General features: G+C 63.3%; 22 protein-coding genes and 1 tRNA gene. 12 read left to right on the top strand and 11 right to left on the bottom strand.

All coding sequences use genetic code 11. The annotated features are described in order from the left end of the window. Positions 1 to 82 precede the first annotated feature (82 nt). A complete protein-coding gene (locus SAJA_RS05120) occupies positions 83 to 1,120 on the bottom strand; it encodes a mevalonate kinase family protein (RefSeq protein ID WP_184999755.1) in 1,038 nt (345 codons plus the stop codon). Between the two features lie 11 nt (positions 1,121 to 1,131). Next, positions 1,132 to 2,100, bottom strand: a complete 969-nt coding sequence (gene mvaD, locus SAJA_RS05115; RefSeq protein ID WP_123657591.1) for a diphosphomevalonate decarboxylase — start codon at positions 2,098 to 2,100, stop codon at positions 1,132 to 1,134. A 158-nt stretch (positions 2,101 to 2,258) separates the two neighbouring features. On the opposite strand from mvaD, the gene SAJA_RS05110 reads away from it, so the two are divergent. Then, a complete protein-coding gene (locus SAJA_RS05110) occupies positions 2,259 to 3,776 on the top strand; it encodes a hydroxymethylglutaryl-CoA synthase family protein (protein ID WP_123657590.1) in 1,518 nt (505 codons plus the stop codon). 798 nt (positions 3,777 to 4,574) lie between these two features. Here the strand turns inward: SAJA_RS05110 and SAJA_RS05105 are convergent. Continuing rightward, positions 4,575 to 5,621, bottom strand: a complete 1,047-nt coding sequence (locus SAJA_RS05105; protein WP_123657589.1) for an NADP(H)-dependent aldo-keto reductase — start codon at positions 5,619 to 5,621, stop codon at positions 4,575 to 4,577. Positions 5,622 to 5,803: 182 nt separating this feature from the next. On the opposite strand from SAJA_RS05105, the gene dctP reads away from it, so the two are divergent. Then, positions 5,804 to 6,820, top strand: coding sequence for a TRAP transporter substrate-binding protein DctP (dctP, locus tag SAJA_RS05100; RefSeq protein WP_123657588.1), 1,017 nt, complete (start codon positions 5,804 to 5,806; stop codon positions 6,818 to 6,820). Positions 6,821 to 7,302: 482 nt separating this feature from the next. On the opposite strand, the gene SAJA_RS05095 is transcribed toward dctP, so the two are convergent. The 4 genes from SAJA_RS05095 to thiS form a co-directional block, all read right to left on the bottom strand. After that, positions 7,303 to 8,589, bottom strand: a complete 1,287-nt coding sequence (locus SAJA_RS05095; protein ID WP_123657587.1) for a TRAP transporter large permease — start codon at positions 8,587 to 8,589, stop codon at positions 7,303 to 7,305. After that, positions 8,586 to 9,185 carry a TRAP transporter small permease gene (locus SAJA_RS05090; RefSeq protein WP_123657586.1) on the bottom strand — a complete coding sequence of 200 codons (600 nt, stop codon included), beginning with the start codon at positions 9,183 to 9,185 and terminating at the stop codon, positions 8,586 to 8,588. The genes SAJA_RS05095 and SAJA_RS05090 overlap by 4 nt, the downstream gene beginning before the upstream one ends. A gap of 126 nt (positions 9,186 to 9,311) precedes the next feature. Then, complete coding sequence (trmB, locus tag SAJA_RS05085; RefSeq protein WP_123657585.1) at positions 9,312 to 10,013, bottom strand: tRNA (guanosine(46)-N7)-methyltransferase TrmB; 702 nt, start codon at positions 10,011 to 10,013, stop codon at positions 9,312 to 9,314. Further along, a complete protein-coding gene (thiS, locus tag SAJA_RS05080) occupies positions 10,010 to 11,011 on the bottom strand; it encodes a sulfur carrier protein ThiS (RefSeq protein WP_123657584.1) in 1,002 nt (333 codons plus the stop codon). Before thiS ends, trmB begins: the two co-directional genes overlap by 4 nt. 194 nt (positions 11,012 to 11,205) lie before the next feature. Between thiS and SAJA_RS05075 the strand changes: the two genes are divergently transcribed. The 6 genes from SAJA_RS05075 to SAJA_RS05050 all read left to right on the top strand — a co-directional run bounded on the left by SAJA_RS05075 (position 11,206) and on the right by SAJA_RS05050 (position 16,211). Then, positions 11,206 to 13,212, top strand: coding sequence for an AsmA family protein (locus SAJA_RS05075; RefSeq protein ID WP_184999754.1), 2,007 nt, complete (start codon positions 11,206 to 11,208; stop codon positions 13,210 to 13,212). After that, positions 13,199 to 13,831 (top strand): SRPBCC family protein, encoded by a 633-nt coding sequence (locus SAJA_RS05070; RefSeq protein WP_123657582.1) that lies wholly within the window; start codon positions 13,199 to 13,201, stop codon positions 13,829 to 13,831. The genes SAJA_RS05075 and SAJA_RS05070 overlap by 14 nt, the downstream gene beginning before the upstream one ends. Beyond that, entirely contained in the window at positions 13,828 to 14,910 is a 1,083-nt protein-coding gene (gene mutY / locus SAJA_RS05065; RefSeq protein WP_123657581.1) for an A/G-specific adenine glycosylase, read from the top strand. The genes SAJA_RS05070 and mutY overlap by 4 nt, the downstream gene beginning before the upstream one ends. After that, positions 14,907 to 15,179, top strand: a complete 273-nt coding sequence (locus SAJA_RS05060) for an oxidative damage protection protein (protein ID WP_123657580.1) — start codon at positions 14,907 to 14,909, stop codon at positions 15,177 to 15,179. The genes mutY and SAJA_RS05060 overlap by 4 nt, the downstream gene beginning before the upstream one ends. A gap of 72 nt (positions 15,180 to 15,251) precedes the next feature. Next, positions 15,252 to 15,327: transfer RNA gene (locus tag SAJA_RS05055), tRNA-Phe, on the top strand. 80 nt (positions 15,328 to 15,407) lie between these two features. Beyond that, a complete protein-coding gene (locus SAJA_RS05050; RefSeq protein WP_123657579.1) occupies positions 15,408 to 16,211 on the top strand; it encodes a sulfotransferase family 2 domain-containing protein in 804 nt (267 codons plus the stop codon). Here the strand turns inward: SAJA_RS05050 and SAJA_RS05045 are convergent. Next, positions 16,208 to 16,744: a hypothetical protein gene (locus SAJA_RS05045; protein ID WP_123657578.1), complete on the bottom strand. Its 537-nt coding sequence runs from the start codon at positions 16,742 to 16,744 to the stop codon at positions 16,208 to 16,210. The genes SAJA_RS05050 and SAJA_RS05045 overlap by 4 nt on opposite strands. A gap of 25 nt (positions 16,745 to 16,769) precedes the next feature. Continuing rightward, complete coding sequence (locus SAJA_RS05040; RefSeq protein ID WP_123657577.1) at positions 16,770 to 17,618, bottom strand: hypothetical protein; 849 nt, start codon at positions 17,616 to 17,618, stop codon at positions 16,770 to 16,772. A 258-nt stretch (positions 17,619 to 17,876) separates the two neighbouring features. Between SAJA_RS05040 and proV the strand changes: the two genes are divergently transcribed. The 4 genes from proV to SAJA_RS05020 all read left to right on the top strand — a co-directional run bounded on the left by proV (position 17,877) and on the right by SAJA_RS05020 (position 22,316). After that, positions 17,877 to 19,124 (top strand): glycine betaine/L-proline ABC transporter ATP-binding protein ProV, encoded by a 1,248-nt coding sequence (gene proV, locus SAJA_RS05035; RefSeq protein ID WP_123657576.1) that lies wholly within the window; start codon positions 17,877 to 17,879, stop codon positions 19,122 to 19,124. Next, a complete protein-coding gene (locus tag SAJA_RS05030; protein WP_123657575.1) occupies positions 19,117 to 20,061 on the top strand; it encodes an ABC transporter permease in 945 nt (314 codons plus the stop codon). The genes proV and SAJA_RS05030 overlap by 8 nt, the downstream gene beginning before the upstream one ends. Before the next feature lie 51 nt (positions 20,062 to 20,112). Then, positions 20,113 to 20,997 (top strand): glycine betaine ABC transporter substrate-binding protein, encoded by an 885-nt coding sequence (locus SAJA_RS05025; RefSeq protein ID WP_123657574.1) that lies wholly within the window; start codon positions 20,113 to 20,115, stop codon positions 20,995 to 20,997. A 125-nt stretch (positions 20,998 to 21,122) separates the two neighbouring features. Next, positions 21,123 to 22,316, top strand: a complete 1,194-nt coding sequence (locus SAJA_RS05020) for an MFS transporter (protein ID WP_123657573.1) — start codon at positions 21,123 to 21,125, stop codon at positions 22,314 to 22,316. Between the two features lie 95 nt (positions 22,317 to 22,411). Here the strand turns inward: SAJA_RS05020 and SAJA_RS05015 are convergent, their stop codons facing one another. Both SAJA_RS05015 and SAJA_RS05010 read right to left on the bottom strand, forming a co-directional pair. Further along, positions 22,412 to 24,208, bottom strand: a complete 1,797-nt coding sequence (locus tag SAJA_RS05015; protein ID WP_123657572.1) for an ABCB family ABC transporter ATP-binding protein/permease — start codon at positions 24,206 to 24,208, stop codon at positions 22,412 to 22,414. Between the two features lie 33 nt (positions 24,209 to 24,241). Next, positions 24,242 to 24,802 (bottom strand): lipocalin family protein, encoded by a 561-nt coding sequence (locus tag SAJA_RS05010; RefSeq protein ID WP_123657571.1) that lies wholly within the window; start codon positions 24,800 to 24,802, stop codon positions 24,242 to 24,244. Positions 24,803 to 24,808 lie beyond the last annotated feature (6 nt).

Below are 24,808 nucleotides of genomic sequence, written 5' to 3'. Positions count from 1 at the left end.
GTCCTCTGCGAAAAAACGATCGAGGCCGGGGACAGCGATCGGTGTCGAATACAGTAGTCTAACGCCGTATGCCGCAAGAGGCTCAGCGCGGCTCGTGGATCAGGCCGGGCGCGGCAAAGCCGAGATCCAGCACGTCGGCGCCGGCCTCATGGAACGCCTCGAACAGACGGGCACGCATGATCGAGCGATCCGCAAACAAGAGCCCGACATCGCCGCCGCCGGCGCCGGAGCTTTTGAAGCGGCCACCGTGTGTCTCGGCCAGTGCGGCCAGGGTATCGTGGCGCGGGCTGACGATACCGGCTGCGGCGTGCGCGTCGAGTGTTTTCAGGGCGCTGAAATACTGCGTCGCGAGATCGAGGAACGCGGGCGTGTCATCAACTGCGGCGGCCGCGCTGTCGGCCAGCGTGGCCAGACGCTGGATATCACGGGCAAAACCGGCGGCATCGCGTTCGCCGTAGGCATAGACGCGGCCGACCAGATCCGGCGTGCTCGCCCCTTGGCCGGTCACGACAGCACGGCCGATCAATCGTTCTGGCCAGGCCAGCGATACGGGCGGCGTATCGCGTACATAGCTGATCACGCCGCCATAGACCGAGACAGCCACATCGCCGCCGCTGCCGGTGCCGTTCTGGGCCGCGCGATGGGCTGCGATGGCCCAGGCGGCCAGCTCGGCCCGGGCCAATGTCATGCCGGCTGCCGTGGTCAGGGCCGCGGTGAGTGCTGCCGCCACGGCTGCACTCGAGCCCAGGCCCAGCTTGTAGCCGTCGGCGGCAAAATCACGCGTATCGATATGAAGACAAAGCGCGGGCAGGGCGGCCGTGGCGCGAGCCTGCACCAGGGCACGCACGGCATCGAAGACTTTCAGATGCGCGACCATCGCGGGATCCAGCTCGGCCGGCAGCTTTCCGTGCGCGCCGAGTACCAGATCATGAATACCGAGGTTGGGCGCGCTGATCTGCCAGGCGGGCCCGTCGATGACGGTGGCGTGGACATGCGCGCGCCGATCCACGGCGGTCAGCAGCGCGGGTGCGCCTTCCAGCACGGCGTATTCGCCGAGCAGAAACAGCTTGCCCGGCGCGCTGACGTGGATCGTGTCCGCGCTCATTGATCCGGCGGTCATCGACTCGCTGTTCATTGAGAGTGGGCGTCGGGGCCCAGGCCCGTCCGGCGGGTTTCGATGACGCCCGGCACACGGGCCAGCTCGGCGGCCACCGCCGCGCCCTGGCCGGGGGCACACAGCGCCTTGACCTGGGGGCCGGCATCGATCGTGAAATAAGCCTCCAGGCCGTTGTCGCGCATTTCGCGCACGGCGTGCATGGCCGATACCGTGGCCGCGTTCCAGTAGATCAGCCCGGGGCGGGTCGAGAGCATCAGCGCATGCAGCTTCAGGCAGCTCATCTCGGACAGGGCGCCCACGGTGGTGAAATCACGGGCCGCAATCGCGGCGCGCATATCGGCCAGATCATCCTCGGCGCGATTCACCCAGGCCTCGTAGTAATCTGAGCGGGTATCCAGACTGCTCATGCCGGCCGTGGAGTTGATCTTTTTCGTACCGGTATCGGTGATGGCGACGACGACTTCCAGCGGCCAGGCATCGGCGGTCAACATCGGCTCGGCGAAGGCGTCTTGGCCGTCGGTGCGCTCACCGCGATGCATTTCCACCAGGCCGCCAAAGATCGAGCGCGCGGCCGAGCCTGAACCCCGCCGGGCCAGAATCGATAATTCACGGGCCGACAGATCAAGCCCTGCCGCGCGTGTCGTGGCCAGCGCCAGTGCGGCAAAACCCGAGGCCGAGGAGGCCAGGCCCGCGCCGGTCGGAAAATTGTTGGTTGAGGCGATATCCACGCGCGTGGTGATGCCGGCGGCCTCGCGCACGATATCCACGAATTCGGAAAAACGTGCCGTATCGACCTCGGCCTCGCCGATACGGGCCCGGTCAGCGGGCAGGGCCTCGTCGAAGACGACCGTGGTATCGGTATAGAGATCGTCCAGCGTGACTGAAATCGAGCCGACCGCTGGCAGGTTCAGCCGCGTCTGGCGCTTGCCCCAGTATTTGATCAGCGCGATGTTGCTGTGCGCGCGGGCACTGGCTTGGCTCATGTCGGCAGGCTCGGCAGGGCGGTTTCGCGCGAAAGGATACGGCATCTTGGCGTGCACTGCTCGGTGCACCGCGAGCGTGCAAGGGCGCGCTTTGCTAGCATGGCGGTCTTAAAACCCATCGCCGCGCCCAGCGCGACGTCAAACCGACGAGGCATGCCATGCCGGGTATCAGTGGACTGGCGCTTTATCTGCCGCCGTATCGCGTCAATCTCGAAGACTGGTGTCAGTGGAATAACCAGCCGTGGGACAAAATCCGCAAGGTCGTGGGTCACAGTTTTCGCATGCGCGGGCCCGAGCAGAGCGTTTATACGCTTGCCGCCAACGCCGTCTGGCGCTTGATTCAGGCCTACGATATCGACCCGCAGGATATCGGCTATCTGGCGTTGGGCACCGAGTCGTCCTCGGACAACTCGGCCGGTGCCGTGATCGTCAAGGGCATGCTCGACGACGCGCTGGCCACGCACGGCAAAGCCGCCATGTCGCGCGAGTGCGAAGTGCCCGAGTTCAAGCACGCCTGTCTGGGCGGCGTGTATGCCATGAAGGGCGCGTTGCGCTATCTGGCCACCGACGGCGCGCATCGTAAGGCGATTGTCGTGTGTTCGGATATCGCCGAATACGGACGCGGCTCCACCGGTGAGCCGACCCAGGGCGCGGGGGCCGTGGCGATTCTGCTGGAAGCCGAACCCAAACTGTTGCATATCGATTTGGCGCGTTCGGGCAGTGCCTCGGACTATCGCATGGTCGATTTCCGCAAGCCCTTTGCACGCTTTCGGGATCAGCCCCAGCGCTCGGACGGCCAGATGCAGGATCTGCCGGTTTTCAACGGCCGTTATTCCACCAGCTGCTACGTAGACGCCACGCGGTCTGCCATGAACGCCATGCTCGCCCGCCAGGGCGGCGGGCGTCGTGCGGACTATTTCCATACCGTGGACGCGGTGTTCATGCACCGGCCGTATCACCGCATGCCCTCGGCGGGCTGGGCTATGGCCTATCTGTTCGCCCTGGCCGACGGCGATACCGACAACCACGCCGAGTTGGCCGAATATGCCAATGGCGCGGGCGTGGATTTTGACGATCTACTGGCCGAGATCGCCGGTGCCTCACCCAATATGCGTGAGCGCGTGGCGGCCGGGGCCTCGGGCGACGATGCCTTTCCGCTGGCCGGCGACTTGATGCGTTATCTGCGCAAGACCGAGCTCTGGACCAACCTGGTTTCGGGCAAGCTGGGCCTGGGCAGCGACACCATGCGCGATCTGGGCAATCTGTATACCGCGGCCTTGCCGGCCTGGCTGGCCGCTGGCTTTACCGAAGCGCATGAATCCACGTTGGCTCTGGGCGGCCAGCACTGGCTGGCGCTAGGCTATGGCAGTGGCGACGCGGCCGAGGCCCTGCCGATGCGGGTAGTCGAAGGCTGGGAAGCCGCTGCGGCGAAGATCAATTTCCAGGCCGCACTGGGGGAGCCGCTCAACCTCGACGAAACCCAATACGCCGCCCTCCACGACGGCCACCCGGCCGACGTCGAACCGGCCCCGGCCAGCGACGAATTCGTGGTCGACTTCATCGGCGAAACCGATCGTGCCGACTTCCGCGACGTGGGCATCGAATACTATCGCTATGTCCCGGCCGCCGAGGCCAACAGCGAACATCCGACAACGGCACAGCAAGCCGCCGGCTGATCGTTCGCCGTAAGCGTGAGTGCCAGAGAGCCGGTTCGTGCGAGCTGGCTCTTTTTTTTATCCGCAGAATTCACAGGTTGCACAGATTCTGCGGTTCGACTGAGGCGTTGTTACTGACTCGGGGCGCCTCTCAGGTCGGGGGCTTTGTTCTTTAGGGCAATCCGCAGATGGACGCCGATTTACGCAGATGCGGTTAATCCGCCGTGCGTTAGAAAGATACGGGCGTTACCGCTCTTGGCGCTCGATTGATGGCTTTTTTATCCGCAGATTTCGCAGATTTGGCGGTCTGGCCGAGGCGTCGTCACTGGGTTGACGCGCTTCTCGGGTCTGCGTCTCCGTTCCTTAAGATAATCCGCAAATGAACGCCAATGAGCGCAAATGCGGTTGGGCTGCCGTGCGCTGGAAAAATTCGGGCGCCACGGCCCTTCGGTGCTCGATCAATGCTTTTTTGAAATGATCTTTGTCGGCCGAGTCGCAGGTAACCCAAGTCTTGGCACCACCAATACTGCAACGCCCCGCAAGCCTAAGCGCCATCTGTGTTTATTGGCGTCTATCTGCGGATTGCCTTCACGAACAAAGCATATAAACAAGAAGCGCCCCGTGCCCGCAGCGTCTCGGCATCCTAACCGCAAAATCTGCGCAATCTGTGAAATCTGCGGATAGTCTTCAAAAAAAGCCGAATCAGAGCGCTACAAGTCGTAGCGCCCCGATCCATCAATCACGCGGTGGCTCAACCGCTATCTGCGCTCATCGGCGGCCATCGGCGGATTGCCTTGAAAGAACAACCCGCCAAACCCGCTAAGGACAGGGATTAGGATTGGCCGCATGCACGGCCTCGATTTTCTCGAGGATTTCGTCGGTCAGGGTGAGCTCGGCAGAGTCGATGTTCGACTTAAGCTGGTCCATGGTCGTGGCCCCGATGATGTTCGAGGTGACGAAATCGCGCGAGGTGACGAAGGCCAGCGCCATCTGGGCCGGGTCGAGGCCGTATTCGCGGGCGATGGCCACGTAGCGGGCGGTGGCATCCACGCCGCGCTCGCCGTTATAGCGGGCAAAGCGTTCCCACTTGGTCAGACGCGCGCCTTCGGGCTTGGCGCCGTTTTCATACTTGCCGGTGAGCATACCGAAGGCCAGCGGCGAGTAGGCCAGCAGGCCGACCCGTTCACGAATCGCGACCTCCGATAGCCCGATCTCGAAGGTGCGGTTGAGCAGGGAATACGGGTTCTGGATCGATACGGCCCGCGGCAGGCCGTGCACTTCGGCCGCGCGCAGAAAGCGCATTGTGCCCCACGGGCTTTCGTTGGACAGGCCCACATGACGAATCTTGCCTTCGTCGACCAGCTTGCCGAGCTCGGCCAATGTGTCCTCGATGGCCACCGGCGTTTCGCCCGCGTCATGAGAATAGCCGAGCTGGCCGAAGAAATTGGTGTAACGATCCGGCCAGTGCAGCTGGTAGAGATCCAGATAATCGGTCTGGAGACGCGCCAGGCTGCCTTCGATGGCACGCCGGACATGGGCGGGGCTGAGGCGCGGGGTTTCGCCGTCGCGCACATAATCCATATTGGTGCGGGCATGCCCGGTCACCTTGCTGGCCAGCACCACATCAGAGCGCTTGCCGGTCCTGGCCAGCCAGCTGCCGATATATTGCTCGGTGCGGCCCTGAGTGTCGGCCTTGGGCGGCACGGGATACATCTCGGCGGCATCAATGAAGTTAACGCCGTGGGCGGTCGCGTAATCGAGCTGCTCGTGGGCTTGGCTTTCTGTGTTCTGCTCGCCGAACGTCATCGTGCCGAGGCAGATGGCACTGACGTTGATATCGGTCTGGCCGAGCGGGCGATATTCCATGCGGATTCCTTGTCATGGCCGGAGTCGCGATACGGCCCGGCCGGTATGGATGCGCGGCAGTTTAAACCAGGATATGGCGTCGTATCAGGCCGGTCGTTGTATGGCCAAACAAAGCCCGCCCAGTTGACATGGCATCGTCCTTGCTCTTATCTGAGGCCGTTGCAATCCAAAGGGGGACAATGATGAAACTACGTCAATTCGTATTCACGGCAGCCGCGCTTGGCCTGGCCGGCATGAGCACACTGGCTCAGGCAGAAACCTGGCGCGTGGGTCTGGAAGAGACCAAGACCAGCGTGCAATACGCCTACGCCGAAGCGTTCAAGAAACAGATCGAGGCCAAGAGCGACGGCGATATCACCGTGCAGCTGCTGCCTTACGGCAAATGGGGGTCAACCTATTCCGCGCTGTATGACGCGGTACAGAGCGGGGCGATCCAGATCGGCTTCGGCTCGGGCGCGCTGGGCGGTACGGTGCCTGAATCCCAGCTGCTCTCGCTGAACTTCGTCATGCCGTCGGATCAGTGGAAGACCGCCCAGGTTCTGAACTCGCCGGCGTTTCTCGAAAGCAAGCCCTGGCAGGATGCGTTCGCCAAGCGCGGCCTGAAGCCGCTGGCCGAGCTGCCCGAGGGCTATCAGGTCTGGACCGCCAACAAGGCGATCGAGACACCGGCCGATATGAAGAACCTGCAGATTCGGGTCATGGACAACAGCCTTTTGCGCGCCACTTACAAGGCCTACGGCGCCAGTCCCATCAGCATCGCCTACGGCGAACTCTACAGCGCGCTGCAGCAGGGCCAGGCCGAGGGCAATATCCAGCCGGTGTTCGCGCATGAAGAAATGGGCTTTTATGAAGTCCAGGACTACATGATCTTCGCCGACCAGTCGCAGTTCGTGGCCACGCTGATGAGCAACCTCGACTGGTGGCAAGACCTCACCGCCGACCAGCAGAAAATGGTCAAGAGCGTGACCCAGGGTCTGGTCAAGACCGGCTACGATATCCAGTCCGAGTTCAATGAAAAACGCCTGGATACCATCAAATCCAAGTCGGATATCAAGGTCATCAAACTCGACGATGCCCAGCGCAACGCCTTCCGCAAACTGGCCCAGCCGGTGCGCCAGACGTTCGTGAAAGACACCGGCGCCCAGGGCAAGGAAGCCCTGAACATCCTGCTGCGCGAGTTCGATAACGCCAAAAACTGATCAAGCGCCACGCGCCGCCAAAGCCAGCCGGGCCTTCGTGGCCCGGCTTTTTTGTGCCCGCGATTTGGTGTGGGGCTTCGTTCTTTAGGGCAATCCGCAGATGGACGCAGATTTACGCAGATGCGGTTGCTCTGCGGCGCGCTAGAGAAATCCGGGCGCTACGGCTTTCGGTGCTCGTTTGATGACTCTTGTGAAGAGCTTGGTTTTTTGAAAGCGGAATCGTAGCCGACAAGAGTCGTGGCGCCTTGATTCTGCTGCGCCATACAAGCCGAACCGCCATCTGCGTAAATCTGCGTCCATCTGCGGACAAATGCTTTGCGGAACGAAGCGCACGAGGCAAAAGGCGCCCCGTGTCCGCATCGATTCGTCCGCCAAACCGCAAAATCTGTGCAATCTGCGAAATCTGCGAAATCTGCGAAATCTGCGAAATCTGCGAAATCTGCGAAATCTGCGGATAGTCCTAAAAGAACGAAGCCCCCGATCTACGAAGCACCCCCAAGCGAGGGCAGCAGCAACGAGATCTGCGGGAAGAGGATAAGGATCAGGGTCGCGAGCATGAGAATGGCGATGAACGGCGGGGTGCCGCGGATGACATCCATGTACGGTCGGCGAAAGACGGCGATGGCGGTGAAGATGTCACAGCCGAACGGCGGCGTGGCCGAGCCGATGGCGGCTTGCAGGGTAACGATCACGCCAACGTGGACCGGGTCCAGCCCCGCGGATTCCACCAGCGGTTTGAAGATCGGCACCAGAATCAGGATCACCACGATCGGGTCGACGAACATACAGCCGACGAAGAAAGCGGCAGCGATCAACAGAAGCGCCAAAAACTGGTTGGTGCCAATGGCATCGATCGCCGGGCCCAGCACGGCCTCGGGGATGCCCGCGGTGCCGATGGTCTGGGAAAACGCAGCGCCCATGGCCACGAGCACGAAGACTACGGCGGTGATCAGCCCGGTCGAAAGCGCGATGGATCCCAGATCCCGGATACTGACCTGGCGATAGATGATGACTTCCAGCACGAAGGCATAGGCCACGGCTACGGCCGAGGCCTCCACCGCGCTGAAATAACCGCCGTAGATGCCGCCGACGACCAGAACCGGAAAGCCCAGCGGCAGCAGGGTACGCCGTAATGCGACCAGCCGGTTGCCCCAGCTGGCCTTGGGCTCGGGCGTGATCTTCTGGATCCGCGCGCCGATATAACAATAGAGCGCGAACAGCAGCATGATCAGCAGGCCGGGGAGGATACCGGCCAGAAACAGATCGCCGATCGAGGTCTTCATCACCACGCCGTAGACGATGAAGCCGATGGACGGTGGAATCAGCAGGGCCACATCGGAGGCGTTGATGATCAGCGCCAGGGCAAAACTATCGGAATAACCCTTGGCGAGCAGGCGCGGGCGCATGGGCCCGCCCATGGCCACCACCGTGGCCTGCGTGGAGCCCGACACGGCACCAAACAGAGCACAGGAGACGGCGGTGGTGATCGGCAGGCCGCCGCGCAGGTGGCGCGTGAACGAATCCACCAGATCTAGCAAGCGGTTGGCGGTATGACCCTTGGTGAGGATATCCGCGGCGAAGATGAACATCGGAACCGCCGCCAGCACCCAGCTGCCCACGCCCGTGATCATCCACGAGACCATCTGATCGGGGCCGAAAAACGTCATGCCCGTGAACATCATGAACAATGTTCCCACGGCCAGCGGCACCATCATGGGAAAGCCCATGAGCAGCAGCACCAGCATGATCAAGCCCAGCCAAAGCGTCATGACAGGCCCCCGTCGGTGGCATCACCCGAGTCGGGGACATCGGCATAGCCCTCGCGCTCACGAAACGAGCGCCAGGTGCCGGGGCTTGCCAAGTTGCGCACGATGGTCAACAGATACTGGAGTCCGGCCAGCGAGAAGCCGATCGGCAAGGCCAGATAGACCATCCATAGTGGAATGCCAACCGACGAGCTGACCCGGCCCCGATCGAAGATCTGAAGATCGTACTGGGCCGACTTGTAGGCGAAATAGAACATCAGCGCCCCGGTGCCCAGGCTGATGAGGATTAACAGCGCCTTGCGCGGCGCGCCGGACAGGGTGTCGTAGATGGCCGACATGCTGATATGGCGGGCACAGCGCGTGGCATAGCCCACGCCCACGAACGTCATGACCACGATCAAAAGCTCGGTGATCTCGTACGTGCCGGGAATGCCCGAGCCAAAGACAAGATTGCCCACCACGTGGGCGGCCATGAGCAGCGCCATGACCAGCACGCTGCCTGCCACGATCACCCGCTCGGCCCACCCGAGCACGCGGTCGACAGCCTCGAGTACGACGAGCACGGGTGAGCGTCGGCCCGCTTGCGATCCCTCGGTCATGCCATTCCCCCAAAAAACGAAAAGCCGCACCTGCGGCAACTTCGACCGTGGCTACGCTAGCGCCTCGGGCTGCAACAGACCACGCGCCGTTGGTCGAACCCGAATCGAAAGGCAAAAAGCATGCCGCTAGCCGCGCCGGCGATAAGCCATATCGTGTACGACGTGGCCTTTGTTGATCCCGCGGTTTTCAAAGCGTGTATCACGGCGCGGCGGGGCGCTGACATAGCCGTTGGCATCGCCGATGTTGTCGAACGCAGGATGCACATCCAGCACCTCACGCATGTGCCGGGCGTAGTTCTCCCAGTCGGTCGCCAGCCGCCATATCCCGCCCGGGGCCAGCACGCGCGCAATCTCGTCGGCGAAGACAGGTTGGACGATCCGGCGCTTGTGGTGGCGTTTCTTCGGCCAGGGATCGGGAAAATAGAGCAGGACTTCGTGCAATGAATCATCGGCAAAGCCGGCGGCCAGCACCTCGACTGCGTCATCCTGAAAGACACGCGCGTTGGTGGCCCCGGCAGCATCTAGCGCGCCCAGCAGGCGGCCCACGCCGTTGCGATAGACCTCGATACCGATGAAATCGCGCGCGGCGTCGTTGATGGCCAGATCGGCCAGGACCTCGCCGGCACCGAAGCCGATCTCTAGCGTGCGATGCGCATCGCGGCCGAAAACACCCGCCCAGTCGAGCGGCGTGTCGGGTTTATTCAACCCGTAGCGCGGCCACAGCGCGGCCAGGTTCTTTTCCTGGCCCGACGTGAGCCGGCCTTCGCGCTTGACGAAGCTCTTGATACGGCGCGGGGTGTCGCGCGGCGCCTGATCGGTCTGGCTCATTGGAACGGCAGATCGGTCATGGGCGAGGACGCCGAGGCATAACGCCGCCGCGGCATGCGCCCGGCCAGATAGGCCTGGCGCCCGGCAATCACGGCATGACGCATGGCCTGGGCCATCAAGACCGGCTTGCCGGCGCTGGCGATGGCGGTGTTGAGCAACACGCCGTCGCAGCCCAGCTCCATGGCAATCGCGGCATCCGAGGCGGTGCCCACGCCGGCATCAACCAGCACCGGCACATTGGCATGGGCCACGATTTCGGCCACGTTGTAGCGGTTCTGAATCCCCAGCCCGGAGCCGATCGGCCCGGCCAGCGGCATGATCGCGCAGCAGCCGATGTCTTCGAGTTTGCGCGCGATGATCGGGTCGTCGCTGGTATAGACCATCACGTCGAACCCGTCGGCCACCAGCTCGCGGGCGGCGACCAGCGTTTCGGCCACATCGGGATACAATGTCTTCTCGTCGCCGATGACTTCCAGCTTGACCAGGCTGTGCCCACCCAGCAGTTCGCGCGCCATGCGACAGGTGCGCACGGCCTCGTCGGCGCTGTAACAGCCCGCGGTATTGGGCAACAGGGTGTATTTCTCGGGCGGCACCACGTCCAGCAGGTTGCGCGCGGCGCGCGCCTCCGGATCGGTCAATGCCGGCGTGCGACGAATAGCCAGCGTCACGATCTCGGCCCCCGAGGCCGTGATGGCGGCATCGGTCTCGTCCAGATCGGCATATTTGCCGGTGCCGACCAATAGACGCGAGGCAAACGTACGCCCAGCCACGGTAAACGTGTCGGCCACGCTTTCGGCCTGGCCGCCGCCGATGGCGTGCACGATCTCGAGCCGGTCGCCCGCGGCGATCGACGTGGTGTCGTGCTCGGTGCTCGGCACGATCCGGCCGTTGTGTTCCACGGCAACCCGCTGGCCGCCGTAGCCCAGTTCAGTCAGCACGCCGGCGAGTGTGGCATCGTCAGCGCACGCGATGGTCTGGCCGTTGACTTCTATCTGCATAGTATCGATGTTCATTGGTGCGGATCGCCGCATCAGCCCGGGTATGAGCGAACCCTTGTATGTTGTCACCACCGGTGGGTGGGCTGGCGGCATACGCACTGATCCATGACCCTCGGCGGGGCGATAGAATAACCCGAGCCGGGCGTGCTTGCAGGACGAGACATGACCAATCACAACACGGGCGCGACCGTCCGATGAAACGCTGGCATCGATGGGCGCTGGGCGTCGTCGCTGCCGTGGGCCTGGCCGGGGCGGCCACGCTCACTTGGCTGTACGTCAGTTTCGATCCCGGCGCGTATCGCAGCCGGATCGAGGCCCTGGCCACCGAGGCGGTGGGGCGACAGGTCCGTATTCAGGGCCCGATCGAGCTGAATCTGCTGCCTTTCCCGGCCGTGGTGTTGAAAACCATCGAGATCGACAACCCCGGCGATATCGGCGCCAGGCAGCTGGCGCGTATCAAACGCGTCGACGTGAGCCCGCGCCCGCTGTCGCTGATGGCCGGCAAACTGGCCGTGGGCACGGTGACCATTTCCGGATTGGAGATGATGCTGGCCCGCAACCGCGACGGCCAGAACAACTGGCAAGGCATCATCGACGCGCTGGCGGCCGGCCCGGGCCAGGCGCTGGGCGCGCCGAATGCGGCTGTTCGCAGTGGTGTCGCCACATCAGAGCTGCCACTGTCTTCGATGTCGGTCAGCGCGCTGGAGATCAACGACGCCAGGATTCGCTATGTCGACGGCGTACGCGACCGGACCTGGCAATGGCGCGGCGGGCGCGTCCAGACCGGGCGCATGACCGACGGCTCGCCGTTTCGTCTGGAAATCACCGGCCGGCTGCGCCGCGCAGACAGTGCGGTACGTGCCGAGGTGTATCTGATGACCCGAGTCGAGCCCCATCTGGCGGATCGGTTCTATCGGTTCTCCCGGTTAAACCTGAACCTGCTGATCGATGGCAACAGTGTGCCGGGCGGGATGCAGGAGGCCAGCATCTCGGCCAGCGGCGAGGCGGATTTCGCGGCCGGGCGTTATTCGTTGTCTGATTTTCTGTTGCAGAGCGGCGGTCTGGCCGTGGCCGGCAAGATCGACGGCAAGGATTTGAACGGCCACACCCACTATAACGGGCGCCTGACGATCAAGCCGTTCTCGCCGCGCTCGGTGTTGCAGCAGCTGCGGATCCGCCCGCCGCTGATTCGTGATACGGCCGCCCTGGGCCACGCCGGCTTCGATGCCCAGTTCGAGGGCAACGAGCAACACGTGCGTTTCAAGCAGATCGCCGCCCAGCTCGACGAGAGTCATCTGACCGGCAGTGCGTCGATCGCCCAGTTCGGCGATCCGCTGGTGCGTTTCGATCTGCAACTCGATCGGCTGGACGCCGATCATTATCTGCCACCCGTGGACAAGTCCGGCGCGGCTGTCTCGGTAGAAGACACCGCCGGCGACGACGATCACGCTCTGGACCAGCTCTGGCCGGCGCTGGATCGCAGTCGTTTCCACGGCACGCTGCGCGTGGATTATCTGGATGCCGCCGGGCTGCGCCTGGCTGATGCCGAAGCCAGCCTGTCGGCACGTCCGAACGAGGCGAGAATCGAGCGCCTCACCGCAGCAGCCTACAACGGTCGACTGGCTGCCAGCGCGCGTATCCAGCGTCGTGACCAGAGCACGATATACAGCCTGGACACACAGCTGCGCCATATCGCGATCGGTGCGTTGTTATCCGACCTGGTGGGCGATCAGCGCTTGACCGGGCTGGCTGATATCGATGCACGAGTCACGACCCGTGGCGAAACCGATGCCCAGCGGCTTGGAGCGCTGGACGGCACGTTGTCGGCCTCGTTAACTGACGGTCGCCTGGCCGGCTACGATCTGGACGGTGCGATCAAGAGGCTGAGTGGCGCCGAGGCCACCGGGCAGAGCAGCACGTCCGTGACACCGATCAAGGCACTCGCGGCCACTGCGGTCTTCGAGCAGGGCACTGCCCGCACGACACAGATGGCCTGGCAGAACACACGTTTTCACGGCGAGGGCAAAGGGCGCTATGTGTTGGACGGCGACACGCTGGACTACCGGTTTCGTATCACGCCGCGCAAGAGCGCTCAGCCGCCCATCCTGATACGCCTGAAAGGCCCGTTGGGCGCGCCGACGCCTAATCTATCGGTGATCAAGGCCCCTGACAACGCGCAATCCGCCGATGCCGGCTCTTAAACGGGTGGCCGGCCTGCTGTTGCTGCTGGCGACAGGTCATGCGGGCGCGGCGGCGCTTGGCTCGTTATCGGTAGAGACTAGGGATACCCCCGATGCCAAGACCTTCGTGGTCGAGGGCAGCCTGGATGTAGATCTCGGCGTGTCCCGGGCCTACGCCGCGGCCACGCGCTTCGAAGCTCTGGCCGCGGCCGCCGAGCTGATTGAGTCCAGCCGCCTGGTTGGCCCTGATCGACTGGATTCGCGCCTGTCGATGTGTGTTGCCTTCTATTGCAAGACAGTGCGCCAGGTCGCCAACCTATCGCGCATGCCGCCCACCGAGCTGGATATGGCTTTCGTGCCCGGCGCCGGTGATTTCAAGACAGGCCGGGCGCACTGGCGGTTCATGCCGGCGGGCCCCGGCCACACCCATATCGTGTTCGATGCCACGCTCGTGCCGGATTTCTGGGTGCCGCCGCTGATCGGCAGCTGGGCTATCCGGCGGGCGTTGGCCGGCCAGGTGCTGGATACCGGCCGCGCGATCGAACAGGTCGCCGCCGGCCTGTCCGATGAGGCGGTGGCACAAGCGGCCATGCGCCCCAATGCTCGGCGGCGAAACCCTGAATCCGTCTCTTCGCCATGACCCAGACCCCGGCCCAGATTCTGGCGCAACAGCCGCCCGCGGCCATCGCTGATCGCCTGCTGGAATGGTTCGATCAACACGGCCGGCATGATCTGCCCTGGCAACACCCGCGCACGGCGTATCGCGTGTGGGTGGCCGAGATCATGCTGCAACAGACCCAGGTCACGACGGTCATCGACTACTTCAATGCCTTCATGGCCCGTTTCCCCGATGTAGCCACGCTGGCCGCAGCTGATAACGACACGGTGATGGCTTACTGGGCCGGGCTTGGCTATTACGCCCGGGCGCGCAACCTGCATGCCGCGGCCTGCACGGTGGTCCATGAGCACGAGGGCGCTTTCCCGCGCTCGGTCGACGGGCTCATGGCCTTGCCGGGTATCGGGCGCTCCACGGCCGGTGCGATCGTGGCCCAGGCGTTTGGCATCTGGGCGCCGATTCTCGATGGCAATGCCAAGCGTGTGATCGCCCGCCTGGCCGGCGTTACCGCTACACCCGGCACCAGCGCCTACGAAAACAGCCTGTGGCCGCTGGCCGAGCGTTATACGCCGGCCACGCGCGTCACCGATTACACCCAGGCGATCATGGATCTGGGGGCCACGTTGTGCACGCGCCGGCGGCCGAGGTGCGGAGGCTGCCCGCTGGCCGACGGCTGCCTGGCACGCGAGGCCGGCATACAAGACGCGATTCCGGCACCGCGCAAGAAGAAGACACGGCCGGAGCGTACGACCACCATGCTCGTGGTCGAAGACGGGGCCGGGCGGCTGTTGCTGGAGAAACGCCCGCCGAGCGGCATCTGGGGCGGCCTGTGGAGTCTGCCCGAGCTTAGCGCAGATCACGATCTCGCGAGTTTTTGTCGCGAGCGTCTTGGCCTGGAGATGCAATCACAGACACGCCTTGCCCCGATCAGCCACGGCTTTACGCACTTCGTGCTGCATATTCACGCCTATCGGGTGCAGGGCCGGGGCATGACTCGTATCATGGATGCCAATCTCGCGTGGTTCGCCCCGGATGCACGCCCCGGCGTGCCGGCCGTGATCGCGCGTCTTCTGGATACACCGCAATCGGATCTGAATCTATGAGCCATACCGTGCAATGCGTGAAGCTCGGCTACGAAGCCGAAGGCCTGCCGCGCCAGCCCCTGCCGGGTGATCTTGGCAAGCGCATCTACGACAACGTCTCGATGATGGCCTGGCAGCAATGGATGCAGGAGCAGACGCGCCTGATCAACGAGTACGGCCTGCATCTGGCCGATCCGAAGGCGCGCGAGTTTCTGGCCGAACAGACCGAAGAGTATTTCTTCGGCTCGGGCCAGACGGCCGAGACGCATTTCGTGCCGCCCAAGTCGTGAATTTCAAACCGGTGGTTGACCCACGGGCCGACTATCGGTTTAATACGCATCTCGCCGCAACGGCGAGTGTGTGGCCGGATAGCTCAGTTGGTAGAGCATGCGACTGAAAATCGCAGTGTCGGCAGTTCGATTCTGTCTCCGGCCACCATATCCTTCTCCTTAGTTGACGCGTTCGTCGTCACTCGAATCAGCCGGTCGGCGCGCTGCGTATCGTATCGGGGCCTGCCCATGATCGCACTGATTCATATCAAGAAAACCGCGGGCAAAACGCTCAAGCACATCATGCGTTGTGCTTACGGTGCAGCGCATTGTGATGTCAAACGCTGGGCGGACGATGCCGACGTATTCTCGGCTGCCGATCTGAAACGCCTCAAGCGGATCAATCCGTGGCTAGCGTCCATCGCCGGGCATAGCGTGCGCAGCACCTCGGATATTGATCAGGGCGTGGCCGATCTGCGCTTCTATACCTTCCTGCGTGATCCGATCAAGCGCGCGGTCTCGCAGTATCAATACTCGGTGGCTCAGAGCCGGTGCCGCGAGGGGGCGTTCGATCAATGGATCGCGCGCGATAGCTATCGCAACGTTCAGACGACAACGATTGCCGGCGTGGCCGATGCCCACGCAGCCATCGCGGAAATCGAGTCACGGATAGCCTTCGTGGGCTTGATGGAGCGTTTCGATGAATCCCTGGCGCTGATGCAGGATGCGTTGGAGTTGCCATTATTCACGCCCCTGACCCGGCGTGTGAACGCGGCCGGCGACCAGCGTATTCGGGATGCGCTGCTGGCGGATGATGCAGCCATGCAGGCCGTGCATGATGCCAATCTCGAAGATCAGAAAGTCTTTGACTATGTCCTGCGCGAGGTCTATCCACGCCAGCAAAAAGCCGCCACACGGGTGAGCGTAGGCGCGAACGGCACGGCCAGCGCTGGCCGGGCGACACGTCAGTACAACCGAAGATTCTTCACTAACGGGCTGTATCGCTACGCGGTCTACAAGCCGGCCGTTGCACTCTGGCGAGGGATCGGCTAGTCGCGATCCTCGGGTCGATTGGCCAGCAGGCGCTCGGCCAATGCTGTCGGGTCATCCACACCCAGCAGCACATCGAAGCGGTTGTCGGTGACTACGTGCAACAGCGGTGAGGCTCGGGTAGCGAGCACGAACACGAAGCGCCCGCCGCGGCGTTGATACCAGCCCACACGAAAGCCGGGCAGCGTGATGCCGTTGCGCCACTTGAGCCCCTTGAGCCCGTTGTTGGCGCTTATCTTTACCACCGTGGCCGCGACCACCGTATCCAGAGGTACGCGTTCGTGAAACTCGCCGCCCTTGAGATGCATCGTGCCCCCACGCAGCGTGATCTCGTTGCGCGTGGCCACGAACAAGAGTGCTGCCATCAAGCCAATCTGCACGGCGAGCATCAGGCCCAGCGCAGTCGCCACGACCAGCACGAACAGCCAGCTGGCCATGACCGGCGCGAGTGCCAGCGCAAGCGCCACGGCCGCGATCGGCAGTACGGTGAAAAGCGCCAGAGCTGCAAGCAGCGCGCGCCATGGCAGGGTACGCATGGGAAAAACGTGCATTAGCTAGTCGCTAGTCGAGAAGCGCTTCAAGCTTGTCGGCCTTGTTGTTCTGTTTGCGGATAGCGCCGCGGCTACGTTTTTCTGTCACTGCTTGGCGCGCGACCCGCTCGATTCGCTCATAAAGGCGTATGAAGTCGAATGCGGCCACCACATCGGCGAGCCCTTGGGATTGCCAGTCGGAGAGAATACGGCGCAGGCCGTCGTCGTCGAGCCAGCGGGCATGGGCCTTGGCCACGCCCAGCCCGACCAGCGCGTCCTGGCGCACGTTTTTGACGTCGATGGCGCAAATCTGGCCGGTATCGGCGCGCGTCAGCAGGTTGGCCGCGATCGGGTCGGCGTAATCAAAGCCGAATCTCAGAACAAGACCGGCATCGAAAGCATTGATGCGGGCGGCCAGCGTGTCGGCCAGGCGCGGTGCGATGACCGCATTATTCAACAGCCAATTCAGGCGCTGGTGTGACTCATCCGCCAGGCCGGTCTCGCCGAGCGCAACAGCCCGCGAGGGGCGAAGCGCAAAACGGGTGAAACACTCGGCCACGCCTTCAGGTTGATCGGCGGCGTGCGGATCAAACGCATGGCCGGCCACATAGTCGACCCAGATGGCGTTATCGGCCTGATGACGCAGCGTGGGGACATGGATGCTTTCGCCGAACGCAGACAGGGCGCTTGCCACCTGCTGCGCCTGACGGTCCGAGTTGAACACGACCTTCTTGTAGATCGGTTGGCCTTGGTCATAGACCAGACGTACATCGTAAGCGCCGCGTGACCATCGGCCGAGCCGCCGCAGTACGGCACGCCGCATACGCCGCATGACGGGGTAGACCGGCCGCTCGGTAAGCGCAGGCAGTTCCGCAGGCATCGATGGAAGTTCCGGCATGCGCGCAAGGCTATCAGCACGGGTGTCATACGTTGTTAAGGAAACGTTCAAAAGACGGTCATGAAAACACCGGAAATGGCCCGTAAAGACTGCCGTGCCGGCATTCCGTAATGGCCCCCGCGGCGCGACAGTAGCGTTTTTCGTGTAATGAGCAGTAAGGAAATGTAACGCACACAATCTTTCAAAGATCGGTCGTAATTACGCTAGTATCCCCGTGGATCAAACAACGGGGGAACGTGTTTGGACGCCAAACTCAAGGTAGAAAACGTCTACAAGATTTTCGGCGCGCAGCCCAAGCGCGCGATGACACGAGTCAGAAAAGGCCAGGGCAAGGACGAGATCTTTGCCGAGACCGGCATGACGGTCGGCGTGAACAACGCCAGCTTCGATATCAACGAAGGCGAGATCTTCGTGATCATGGGCCTGTCGGGGTCGGGCAAGTCGACCATGGTGCGCATGCTCAACCGTTTGATCGACCCGACCAGCGGCTCGGTCAAGATCGACGGGCGCGATATCGTGGCCATGAGCCGGCGCGATCTCATCGCCCTCAGACGTCGCGAAATCAGCATGGTCTTTCAATCGTTCGCGCTGATGCCGCACCAGAGCGTGCTGGAGAACACGGCCTTCGGGCTGGCAACCGCCGGCGTGGGCCGCAGCGAACGCGAGGCCGCGGCTCGCAAGGCACTCGAGGCCGTGGGCCTGGGCGCCAATGCCGAAAGCTTTCCCGATGAGCTCTCTGGTGGCATGAAACAACGGGTGGGGCTGGCACGCGCGTTGGCGGTCAACCCGTCGATCCTGCTGATGGATGAGGCTTTTTCCGCGCTCGACCCGCTCATTCGCACCGAGATGCAGGACGAGCTGCTGCGGCTGCAGTCCGAGCAGGCCCGCACGGTGGTCTTCATCACCCACGATCTGGATGAGGCCATGCGGGTGGGCGATCGTATCGCGATCATGCAGGCCGGCGAGGTCGTTCAAGTGGGCACGCCGGAAGAGATCGTGCGCCACCCGGCCAACGATTACGTGCGTTCATTCTTCCGCGACGTGAACGTCTCGCATGTTTTTACCGCGGGCGATATCGCCCGGCGTGATCAGGTCACGATCGTCGACCGGCCGGGCATGAGTCTGCGCGCTGCACTGTCGCGGCTGGACCAGCACGATCGCGAAAACGCCGTGGTGCATGATCGCCATAAGCGCTATCTCGGCACCGTAAGCGCGGATTCCTTGAAACGCTGTATTCGAGAGATCGGCCCGGAGGCTGAAGGTCGCATCGAGACAGCCTTCATCGAAGCCGTGCCCGCACTGGCCGCGGATACGCCGCTGGACGATCTGTTGGCCCCGGTGGCTTCCGCGCCGTTTCCGGTCGTCATCGTCGACGGCGAGGGCGACTACTACGGCACGGTTTCGCGTTCTGTACTGCTGCACGCATTGAACCGCTCTGAGGAGCAGCCCGGCGAGTCCACGCCGCAGACGGAGGCCGAGCATGTTTGATCAGCCTTATTTCCCGGCGGCGCGCGCCGCTGAAGGGTTCTGGCAGAGCCTGACCGAGCGCCTGGTGGTGCCGTTGCCGATTGGTGAGTGGTTCACCGCGGTGGTCGGCTATATGCAGGATCACTTCGAGTGGTTCTTCGAGCTTGTCTCAACCGTCATCGGTTTCGTCGCCGACGAGCTGATGACCCTGTTCAACTGGATTCCGGCGCCGCTGGTGTTTCTGCTGCTGGCCGCCATCGCGCTCTGGCGCGTGGGCTGGCAGTTCACGATCTTTGTTCTGATCGCACTCTATGTGGTGCTGGGCATGGATCTATGGCCGGCGACCATGGATACGCTTGGCCTCGTGCTGGCGGCTACGGTGGCCGCGCTGGGCATCGGCCTGCCGCTGGGCGTGGCGATGGCCAAGTCCAACATCATGCAGGCGATCATCCGCCCGGTGCTGGATTTCATGCAGACGCTGCCGGCGTTCGTGTATCTGATTCCGGCGGTGATCTTTTTCGGTACGGGTCGCGTGCCCGGCGTGATCGCCACGGTGATCTTCGCCATGCCGCCGGCCGTGCGGCTGATGAACGTCGGTATTCGGCATGTGCCGGCCGAAAACGTGGAAGCCGGGCGGGCCTTTGGCTGTAACGGCGCCCAGCTTCTGTACAAGGTCGAGCTGCCCCTGGCGCTGCCCTCGATCATGGCCGGCATCAACCAGACGATCATGCTGGCGCTGTCGATGGTGGTCATCGCCTCGATGATCGGTGCCGGCGGTCTGGGCGATCCGGTGCTGGCCGGTATCCAGCAGCTGCGCCTGGGCACGGGCTTTCAGGGTGGCCTGGGCGTGGTGATCCTGGCGATCATCCTGGACCGCCTGACCCAGAGTTTTGGCACACGACGGCGCGGGCCCGGTCTATGGGCCGGCTTGGGGCGTGTGTTCGGCCGGCGAACTTGATACTGCTGCATCGACTTGCCAGTATCGTCAATCAGTCAAAAGGGGGAAAACATGAAAACTTTTTCACGTATCGCGACAACGACACTGCTGGCGGCGGGTATCGCCCTGGCCGCTGTGTCGGGGGCGGCTGCGCAGTCCGGCAAGACGGTCAAGATCGGCTGGACGGCCTGGTCGGATGCCGAATTCGTGACCAAGCTGTTTAAAAGCCTGGTCGAGGCGCGCACCGATTACACGGTCAAACTGCAGATGTCGGCGATCGGCGTGCAGTACCAGGGCGTGGCCAACGGCGATCTGGATGCCATGCTCATGGCCTGGCTGCCGGATACACACGCCGACTACTACGACAAGTTCGAGAACGATGTCGAGAACCTGGGCACGCTATACGAAGACGCCCGTCTGGGCTGGGTCGTGCCGAGCTATGTGCCTGAAGACAAGCTGGCCTCGATCAGCGATCTGAAAAAACCGGGCATCGCCGACAAGCTCTCCGGCAAGATCCAGGGCATCGATCCGGGAGCGGGCCTGATGCAGCTGTCGAACAAGACGATGGATGCTTACGGCCTGGGCGATTCGTATCGCCTCGTCTCGGCCAGCGGTGCGGCCATGACGGCCGCGCTGTCGCGGGCCTATGACAACAAGGACTGGATCGTGGTGACCGGTTGGACGCCGCACTGGATGTTCGGCAAGTGGGATCTGCGCTTTCTGAAGGATTCCAAGGGCACGCTCGGCAAGGCGCAGCATATCGACGCGCTCGGGCGCGAAGGTTTCTCCGAGGCCTATCCGCAGCTGGCCGGGGTGTTGTCGAAAATGCATATTCCGTTGGCCGACCTGCAGGCCGCGATGTATGCCGCACGTGAGTCCGACTACGACACGGCGATCGCCGACTTCGTCGATTCGCACAGCGATCTGGTCGATTCCTGGTTCGCCGACGATAAATGATGCGCTGAGAGGCCGCGGATGACGCGGCCTGCGGACAGGGCCCGACAGGCAGTGTCTGTCGGGCTTTTTTGTGGGCCGGTGAAAGCGCTGTAAGCTGGCCGGCCTGATTTTTGCGGGTTCGCTCAATGACCGGCTCGACCAATCGCGCGCTGATGTTCGTGGCCATTGCGGCCACCTTTGCCGTGACCATGATGGGCACCACGCTGCCCACGCCGCTTTACCCGATCTATCAGGCCGAGATGGGGTTCTCCCAGCTGATGATCACGGTGATCTTTGCCGTGTATGCGGTGGGCGTGATTGCGGCTCTTATCGTGACCGGGGCCTGGTCGGATCAGATCGGACGGCGCCCGATGCTGGCATTGGGGCTCGTGTTGTCGGCGGCGAGTGCAGCCTGTTTTCTGCTGGCCGGTGGGCTATGGCCGCTGTTGGCCGGGCGTCTGCTGTCCGGGTTTTCGGCCGGTATCTTCACCGGCACGGCCACGGTGGCCGTGGTCGAGATGGCCCCGCGCGCCTGGAAGTCACAGGCCACCTTCATTGCCACCGCAGCCAATATGGGGGGCCTCGGCCTGGGGCCGTTTCTGGCCGGCATACTGGCCGAGTATCTGGCCTGGCCGCTACGGCTTTGTTTCGCGGTTGATCTGGCCGCGATAGCGCTGGCGTTCATCGCCGTGGCGCTGGCTCCGGAAACCGCCGAGCGCCCGGCACGACCGCGGCTTTCGATCCGCCGGCCCTCGGTGCCGCCCGAGGTGCTCGGCGTGTTCGTGCCGGCCTCGATCGCCGGCTTTGCCGGCTTCGCGGTGATGGGGCTGTTCACAGCCGTGGCACCGGCCGTGATGCACGATATTCTGGGCCACGACAATCACGCGCTGACCGGGGCCGTGGTGTTCGGCGTGTTCATCGGCTCGATCATCGGGCAAGGCCTGCAGGGCCGCCTGCCCGAGGCCGCACGCCTGCCGGCCGGCTGCGGTGGCCTGATTCTGGGCATGGCCGGGGTGATCACGGCGATCGCCACGGCTTCGCTGTTCTGGTTGGTGGTCGGCGGGCTGGTGGCCGGTGCCGGCCAGGGAGCTGCCTTTCGGGCCGGCATGGGCGCGATCACCGCGGCCAGCCCGCCCCGGCGACGCGCCGAGGTGGCCTCGAGTTTTTTCGTGGTCGCCTATGTCGCCATCTCGATCCCGGTGGTGGGCCTGGGGGCGATGGCTGCCCGCTACGGGCTAGTCGTGGCCGGTATCAGTTTCGCCGCCATGGTGGCTCTGCTGGCGCTTATGTCAGCGCTGATATTGCTGGCACGCCAGCGGCGATACGGTGTGGGCGTCTAGCCGGATCTATTCTTTTTCATCCGCAGATGACGCCGATATGGGCGTGATGTCGTGGCGGGTTGGCGGCTAAATGATCGGTCCGGGGATGACAACACCTACGACATAGAAGACGCGTCGGCTGCGCCTTGAAGGCGCCACATCCGGGCATACAGCCCGTCGCGGGCCAGCAGTTCGGCGTGCGTGCCGGTTTCGATCAGGCGTCCGGCGTCCATGACTGCAATCCGATCGGCATCGACCACGGTCGATAACCGATGGGCGATGACCAGCGTAGTGTGGTCGGCCGCCAGTTCGGACAGGGCCTGATTGATCGCCTGCTCGGCCTGGGTGTCCAGCGATGAGGTGGCCTCGTCGAAGATCAGAACGGCCGGGTTCTTGAGCATCGCCCGGGCGATGGCGATGCGCTGTTTTTCACCGCCGGACAGCTTGAGCCCACGCTCGCCCACGACGGTGTCATACCCCTCGGGCAGGCGAGCGATGAAATCATCGAGATGGGCCAGCCGGGCCACGTTTTCGATATCGGCACGGGTGGCCGTGGTCGGTGCGCCGTAGGCGATGTTATAGGCGATGCTGTCGTTGAAGAGCACCGTGTCCTGTGGCACCACGCCGATGCCCGCGCGCAGGCTGGCCAGACTCATGTCGCGAATATCGATATCGTCGATCCGAATCGCGCCCTCGTTCACGTCGTAAAACCGGAACAACAGCCGGGCCAGCGTCGATTTGCCGGCCCCGCTATGCCCGACAACGGCCACTTTTTCACCGGCCCGAATGGTGAGGTTCACGTCGCGCAGAATCGCGCGGTCGGCCTTGTAGTCGAAGGCCACGTTATCGAACACGATGGTCGGGCGCTGTGTGGCCAGCGCCTGCGTGGCCGGCTCGTCGACCACGGCCGGCTCGATCTCCAGCAGTGCGAACATATGGGCGGTGTCGGCCAGGGCTTTTTTCAGCTGACGATAGACAAAGCCCAGCGCGTTCAGCGGCAGAAATATCTGCAGCATATAAGCGTTGACCATCGTCAGATCGCCCAGGCTCATGGTGCCGGCGACCACGCGATCGGCCGCCAGGATCATCATGGCGGTTACGGCCCCGGCGATCACCAGCGCCTGTAGCGTGTTCAACAGCCCCAGCGAGCGGCGTGCCCGGCCCATGGCCATGGCCCAGCCGTCGAGCGCGCGGTCATAGCGATCGGCCTCGTAAGCCTCGTTGCCGAAATACTTGACCGTTTCGTAGTTGAGCAGCGAATCCACGGCCCGGGTATTGGCCCGCGTATCCAGCCGGTTGGACTCGCGCACGTGGCCGGTACGCCATTCGGTCAGCGTAGCGGTCACCAGCACATAGGCCACCACGCTACCCAGCACGATGACCGCGAACCAGGCCGAGTAGTAATAAAAAAGAATCCCCGCGACCAGGGCGATCTCCAGCACCGTGGGCAGGATATTGAACAGGGCAAAGCGCAACAAAAACCGAATACCGCCCAACCCGCGTTCGATACCCCGGGATAATCCGCCGGTCCGCCGCGACAGATGAAAATCCAGATCCAGCGCGTGTAGATGCTCGAACACCGAGAGTGCGATCTGGTGCATCGTGCGCTCGGTGACGCGGCCAAACACCAGATCACGGATCTGGCCGAACAGCACCGAGATCAGACGCAGCCCGCCGTAGGCCAGAAGCAGGGCCAACGGCAACACCAGTGCGGCTGACTGCTCGGAGCGATCCAGGCTATCCACGATACGCCCCAGAGCGATCGGCAAGAGCACCGAGGCGCCCTTGGCGGCCACGAGAAAGCCCAGGGCGATCGACACACGCGTGGCGTGCGCGCGCAGGTAAGGCGTCAGGCCGGCCAGACGGCGCCATTCGGCCCGACGGGCGTCTCGGGCAGCGGTCTTATCGGTCATCTAGTTGGCCGGCCGGCCCGGCCGAGCCATCGATCACAGATCGTCGCGCTCGGACAGCGGCTGCTGGGGCACCTTGCGCAGCTCGGACGTGTCGTAGCCGATGTCTTTCACGCGATCGACCAGCGATTGATAGGTCGCGTCGTCGAGCTTGGGCGTACGCGCCATGATCCACACGAAGTCTTTCTTGTCGCGGGCGATGATCGTGGTGTCGTAGTCCCGGCTGACATAGGAAATCACGTACTGCAGACGCAGGACATAATAAAAATGCATGGCCCAAAGCGCGTTGCTCGGATTGTCCAGCACGGTTGCCCAGGGCCGCATGGTCTTTTGTTGGCCGTCGAAGCCGCCTTCGCGGTAGGTGAACTTGACGTTGATCGTGTCGGCGTCGTCGCCTCGCGTGTAGCGTTCAATCTCGTTATAGGCGTTTTTCGTCTTCGACGGCGGAATATGCGCAATGACATACCAGTTGCCCATGAACCGGTCGAGATCCACGTTATCCGCGGTCGGAAACCCTTTGGGTGGGGCCAGGCTACAGCCGGCCGACACGACGAGCAGGCCGATAATGGCCAGGCGGATAATCACAGAACGCGACATGATCGA

This window comes from Salinisphaera japonica YTM-1, assembly GCF_003788585.1.
GTDB classification, from domain to species: domain Bacteria; phylum Pseudomonadota; class Gammaproteobacteria; order Nevskiales; family Salinisphaeraceae; genus Salinisphaera; species Salinisphaera japonica.
This window is presented reverse-complemented; position numbering and strand designations above follow the sequence as displayed.

What these genes read in the sequence shown, in the direction of transcription:
- SAJA_RS05020 (WP_123657573.1), top strand. Translation starts at nt 21,123, where the DNA reads ATGACCGGCTCGACCAATCGCGCGCTGATGTTCGTGGCCATTGCGGCC.
- thiS (WP_123657584.1), bottom strand. Translation starts at nt 11,011, where the DNA reads ATGCAGATAGAAGTCAACGGCCAGACCATCGCGTGCGCTGACGATGCC.
- mutY (WP_123657581.1), top strand. Translation starts at nt 13,828, where the DNA reads ATGACCCAGACCCCGGCCCAGATTCTGGCGCAACAGCCGCCCGCGGCC.
- SAJA_RS05025 (WP_123657574.1), top strand. Translation starts at nt 20,113, where the DNA reads ATGAAAACTTTTTCACGTATCGCGACAACGACACTGCTGGCGGCGGGT.
- SAJA_RS05060 (WP_123657580.1), top strand. Translation starts at nt 14,907, where the DNA reads ATGAGCCATACCGTGCAATGCGTGAAGCTCGGCTACGAAGCCGAAGGC.
- mvaD (WP_123657591.1), bottom strand. Translation starts at nt 2,100, where the DNA reads ATGAGCCAAGCCAGTGCCCGCGCGCACAGCAACATCGCGCTGATCAAA.
- dctP (WP_123657588.1), top strand. Translation starts at nt 5,804, where the DNA reads ATGAAACTACGTCAATTCGTATTCACGGCAGCCGCGCTTGGCCTGGCC.
- SAJA_RS05070 (WP_123657582.1), top strand. Translation starts at nt 13,199, where the DNA reads ATGCCGGCTCTTAAACGGGTGGCCGGCCTGCTGTTGCTGCTGGCGACA.
- SAJA_RS05075 (WP_184999754.1), top strand. Translation starts at nt 11,206, where the DNA reads ATGAAACGCTGGCATCGATGGGCGCTGGGCGTCGTCGCTGCCGTGGGC.
- SAJA_RS05045 (WP_123657578.1), bottom strand. Translation starts at nt 16,744, where the DNA reads ATGCGTACCCTGCCATGGCGCGCGCTGCTTGCAGCTCTGGCGCTTTTC.
- trmB (WP_123657585.1), bottom strand. Translation starts at nt 10,013, where the DNA reads ATGAGCCAGACCGATCAGGCGCCGCGCGACACCCCGCGCCGTATCAAG.
- SAJA_RS05105 (WP_123657589.1), bottom strand. Translation starts at nt 5,621, where the DNA reads ATGGAATATCGCCCGCTCGGCCAGACCGATATCAACGTCAGTGCCATC.
- SAJA_RS05095 (WP_123657587.1), bottom strand. Translation starts at nt 8,589, where the DNA reads ATGACGCTTTGGCTGGGCTTGATCATGCTGGTGCTGCTGCTCATGGGC.
- SAJA_RS05015 (WP_123657572.1), bottom strand. Translation starts at nt 24,208, where the DNA reads ATGACCGATAAGACCGCTGCCCGAGACGCCCGTCGGGCCGAATGGCGC.
- SAJA_RS05050 (WP_123657579.1), top strand. Translation starts at nt 15,408, where the DNA reads ATGATCGCACTGATTCATATCAAGAAAACCGCGGGCAAAACGCTCAAG.
- SAJA_RS05090 (WP_123657586.1), bottom strand. Translation starts at nt 9,185, where the DNA reads ATGACCGAGGGATCGCAAGCGGGCCGACGCTCACCCGTGCTCGTCGTA.
- SAJA_RS05040 (WP_123657577.1), bottom strand. Translation starts at nt 17,618, where the DNA reads ATGCCTGCGGAACTGCCTGCGCTTACCGAGCGGCCGGTCTACCCCGTC.
- SAJA_RS05110 (WP_123657590.1), top strand. Translation starts at nt 2,259, where the DNA reads ATGCCGGGTATCAGTGGACTGGCGCTTTATCTGCCGCCGTATCGCGTC.
- SAJA_RS05120 (WP_184999755.1), bottom strand. Translation starts at nt 1,120, where the DNA reads ATGACCGCCGGATCAATGAGCGCGGACACGATCCACGTCAGCGCGCCG.
- SAJA_RS05010 (WP_123657571.1), bottom strand. Translation starts at nt 24,802, where the DNA reads ATGTCGCGTTCTGTGATTATCCGCCTGGCCATTATCGGCCTGCTCGTC.
- SAJA_RS05030 (WP_123657575.1), top strand. Translation starts at nt 19,117, where the DNA reads ATGTTTGATCAGCCTTATTTCCCGGCGGCGCGCGCCGCTGAAGGGTTC.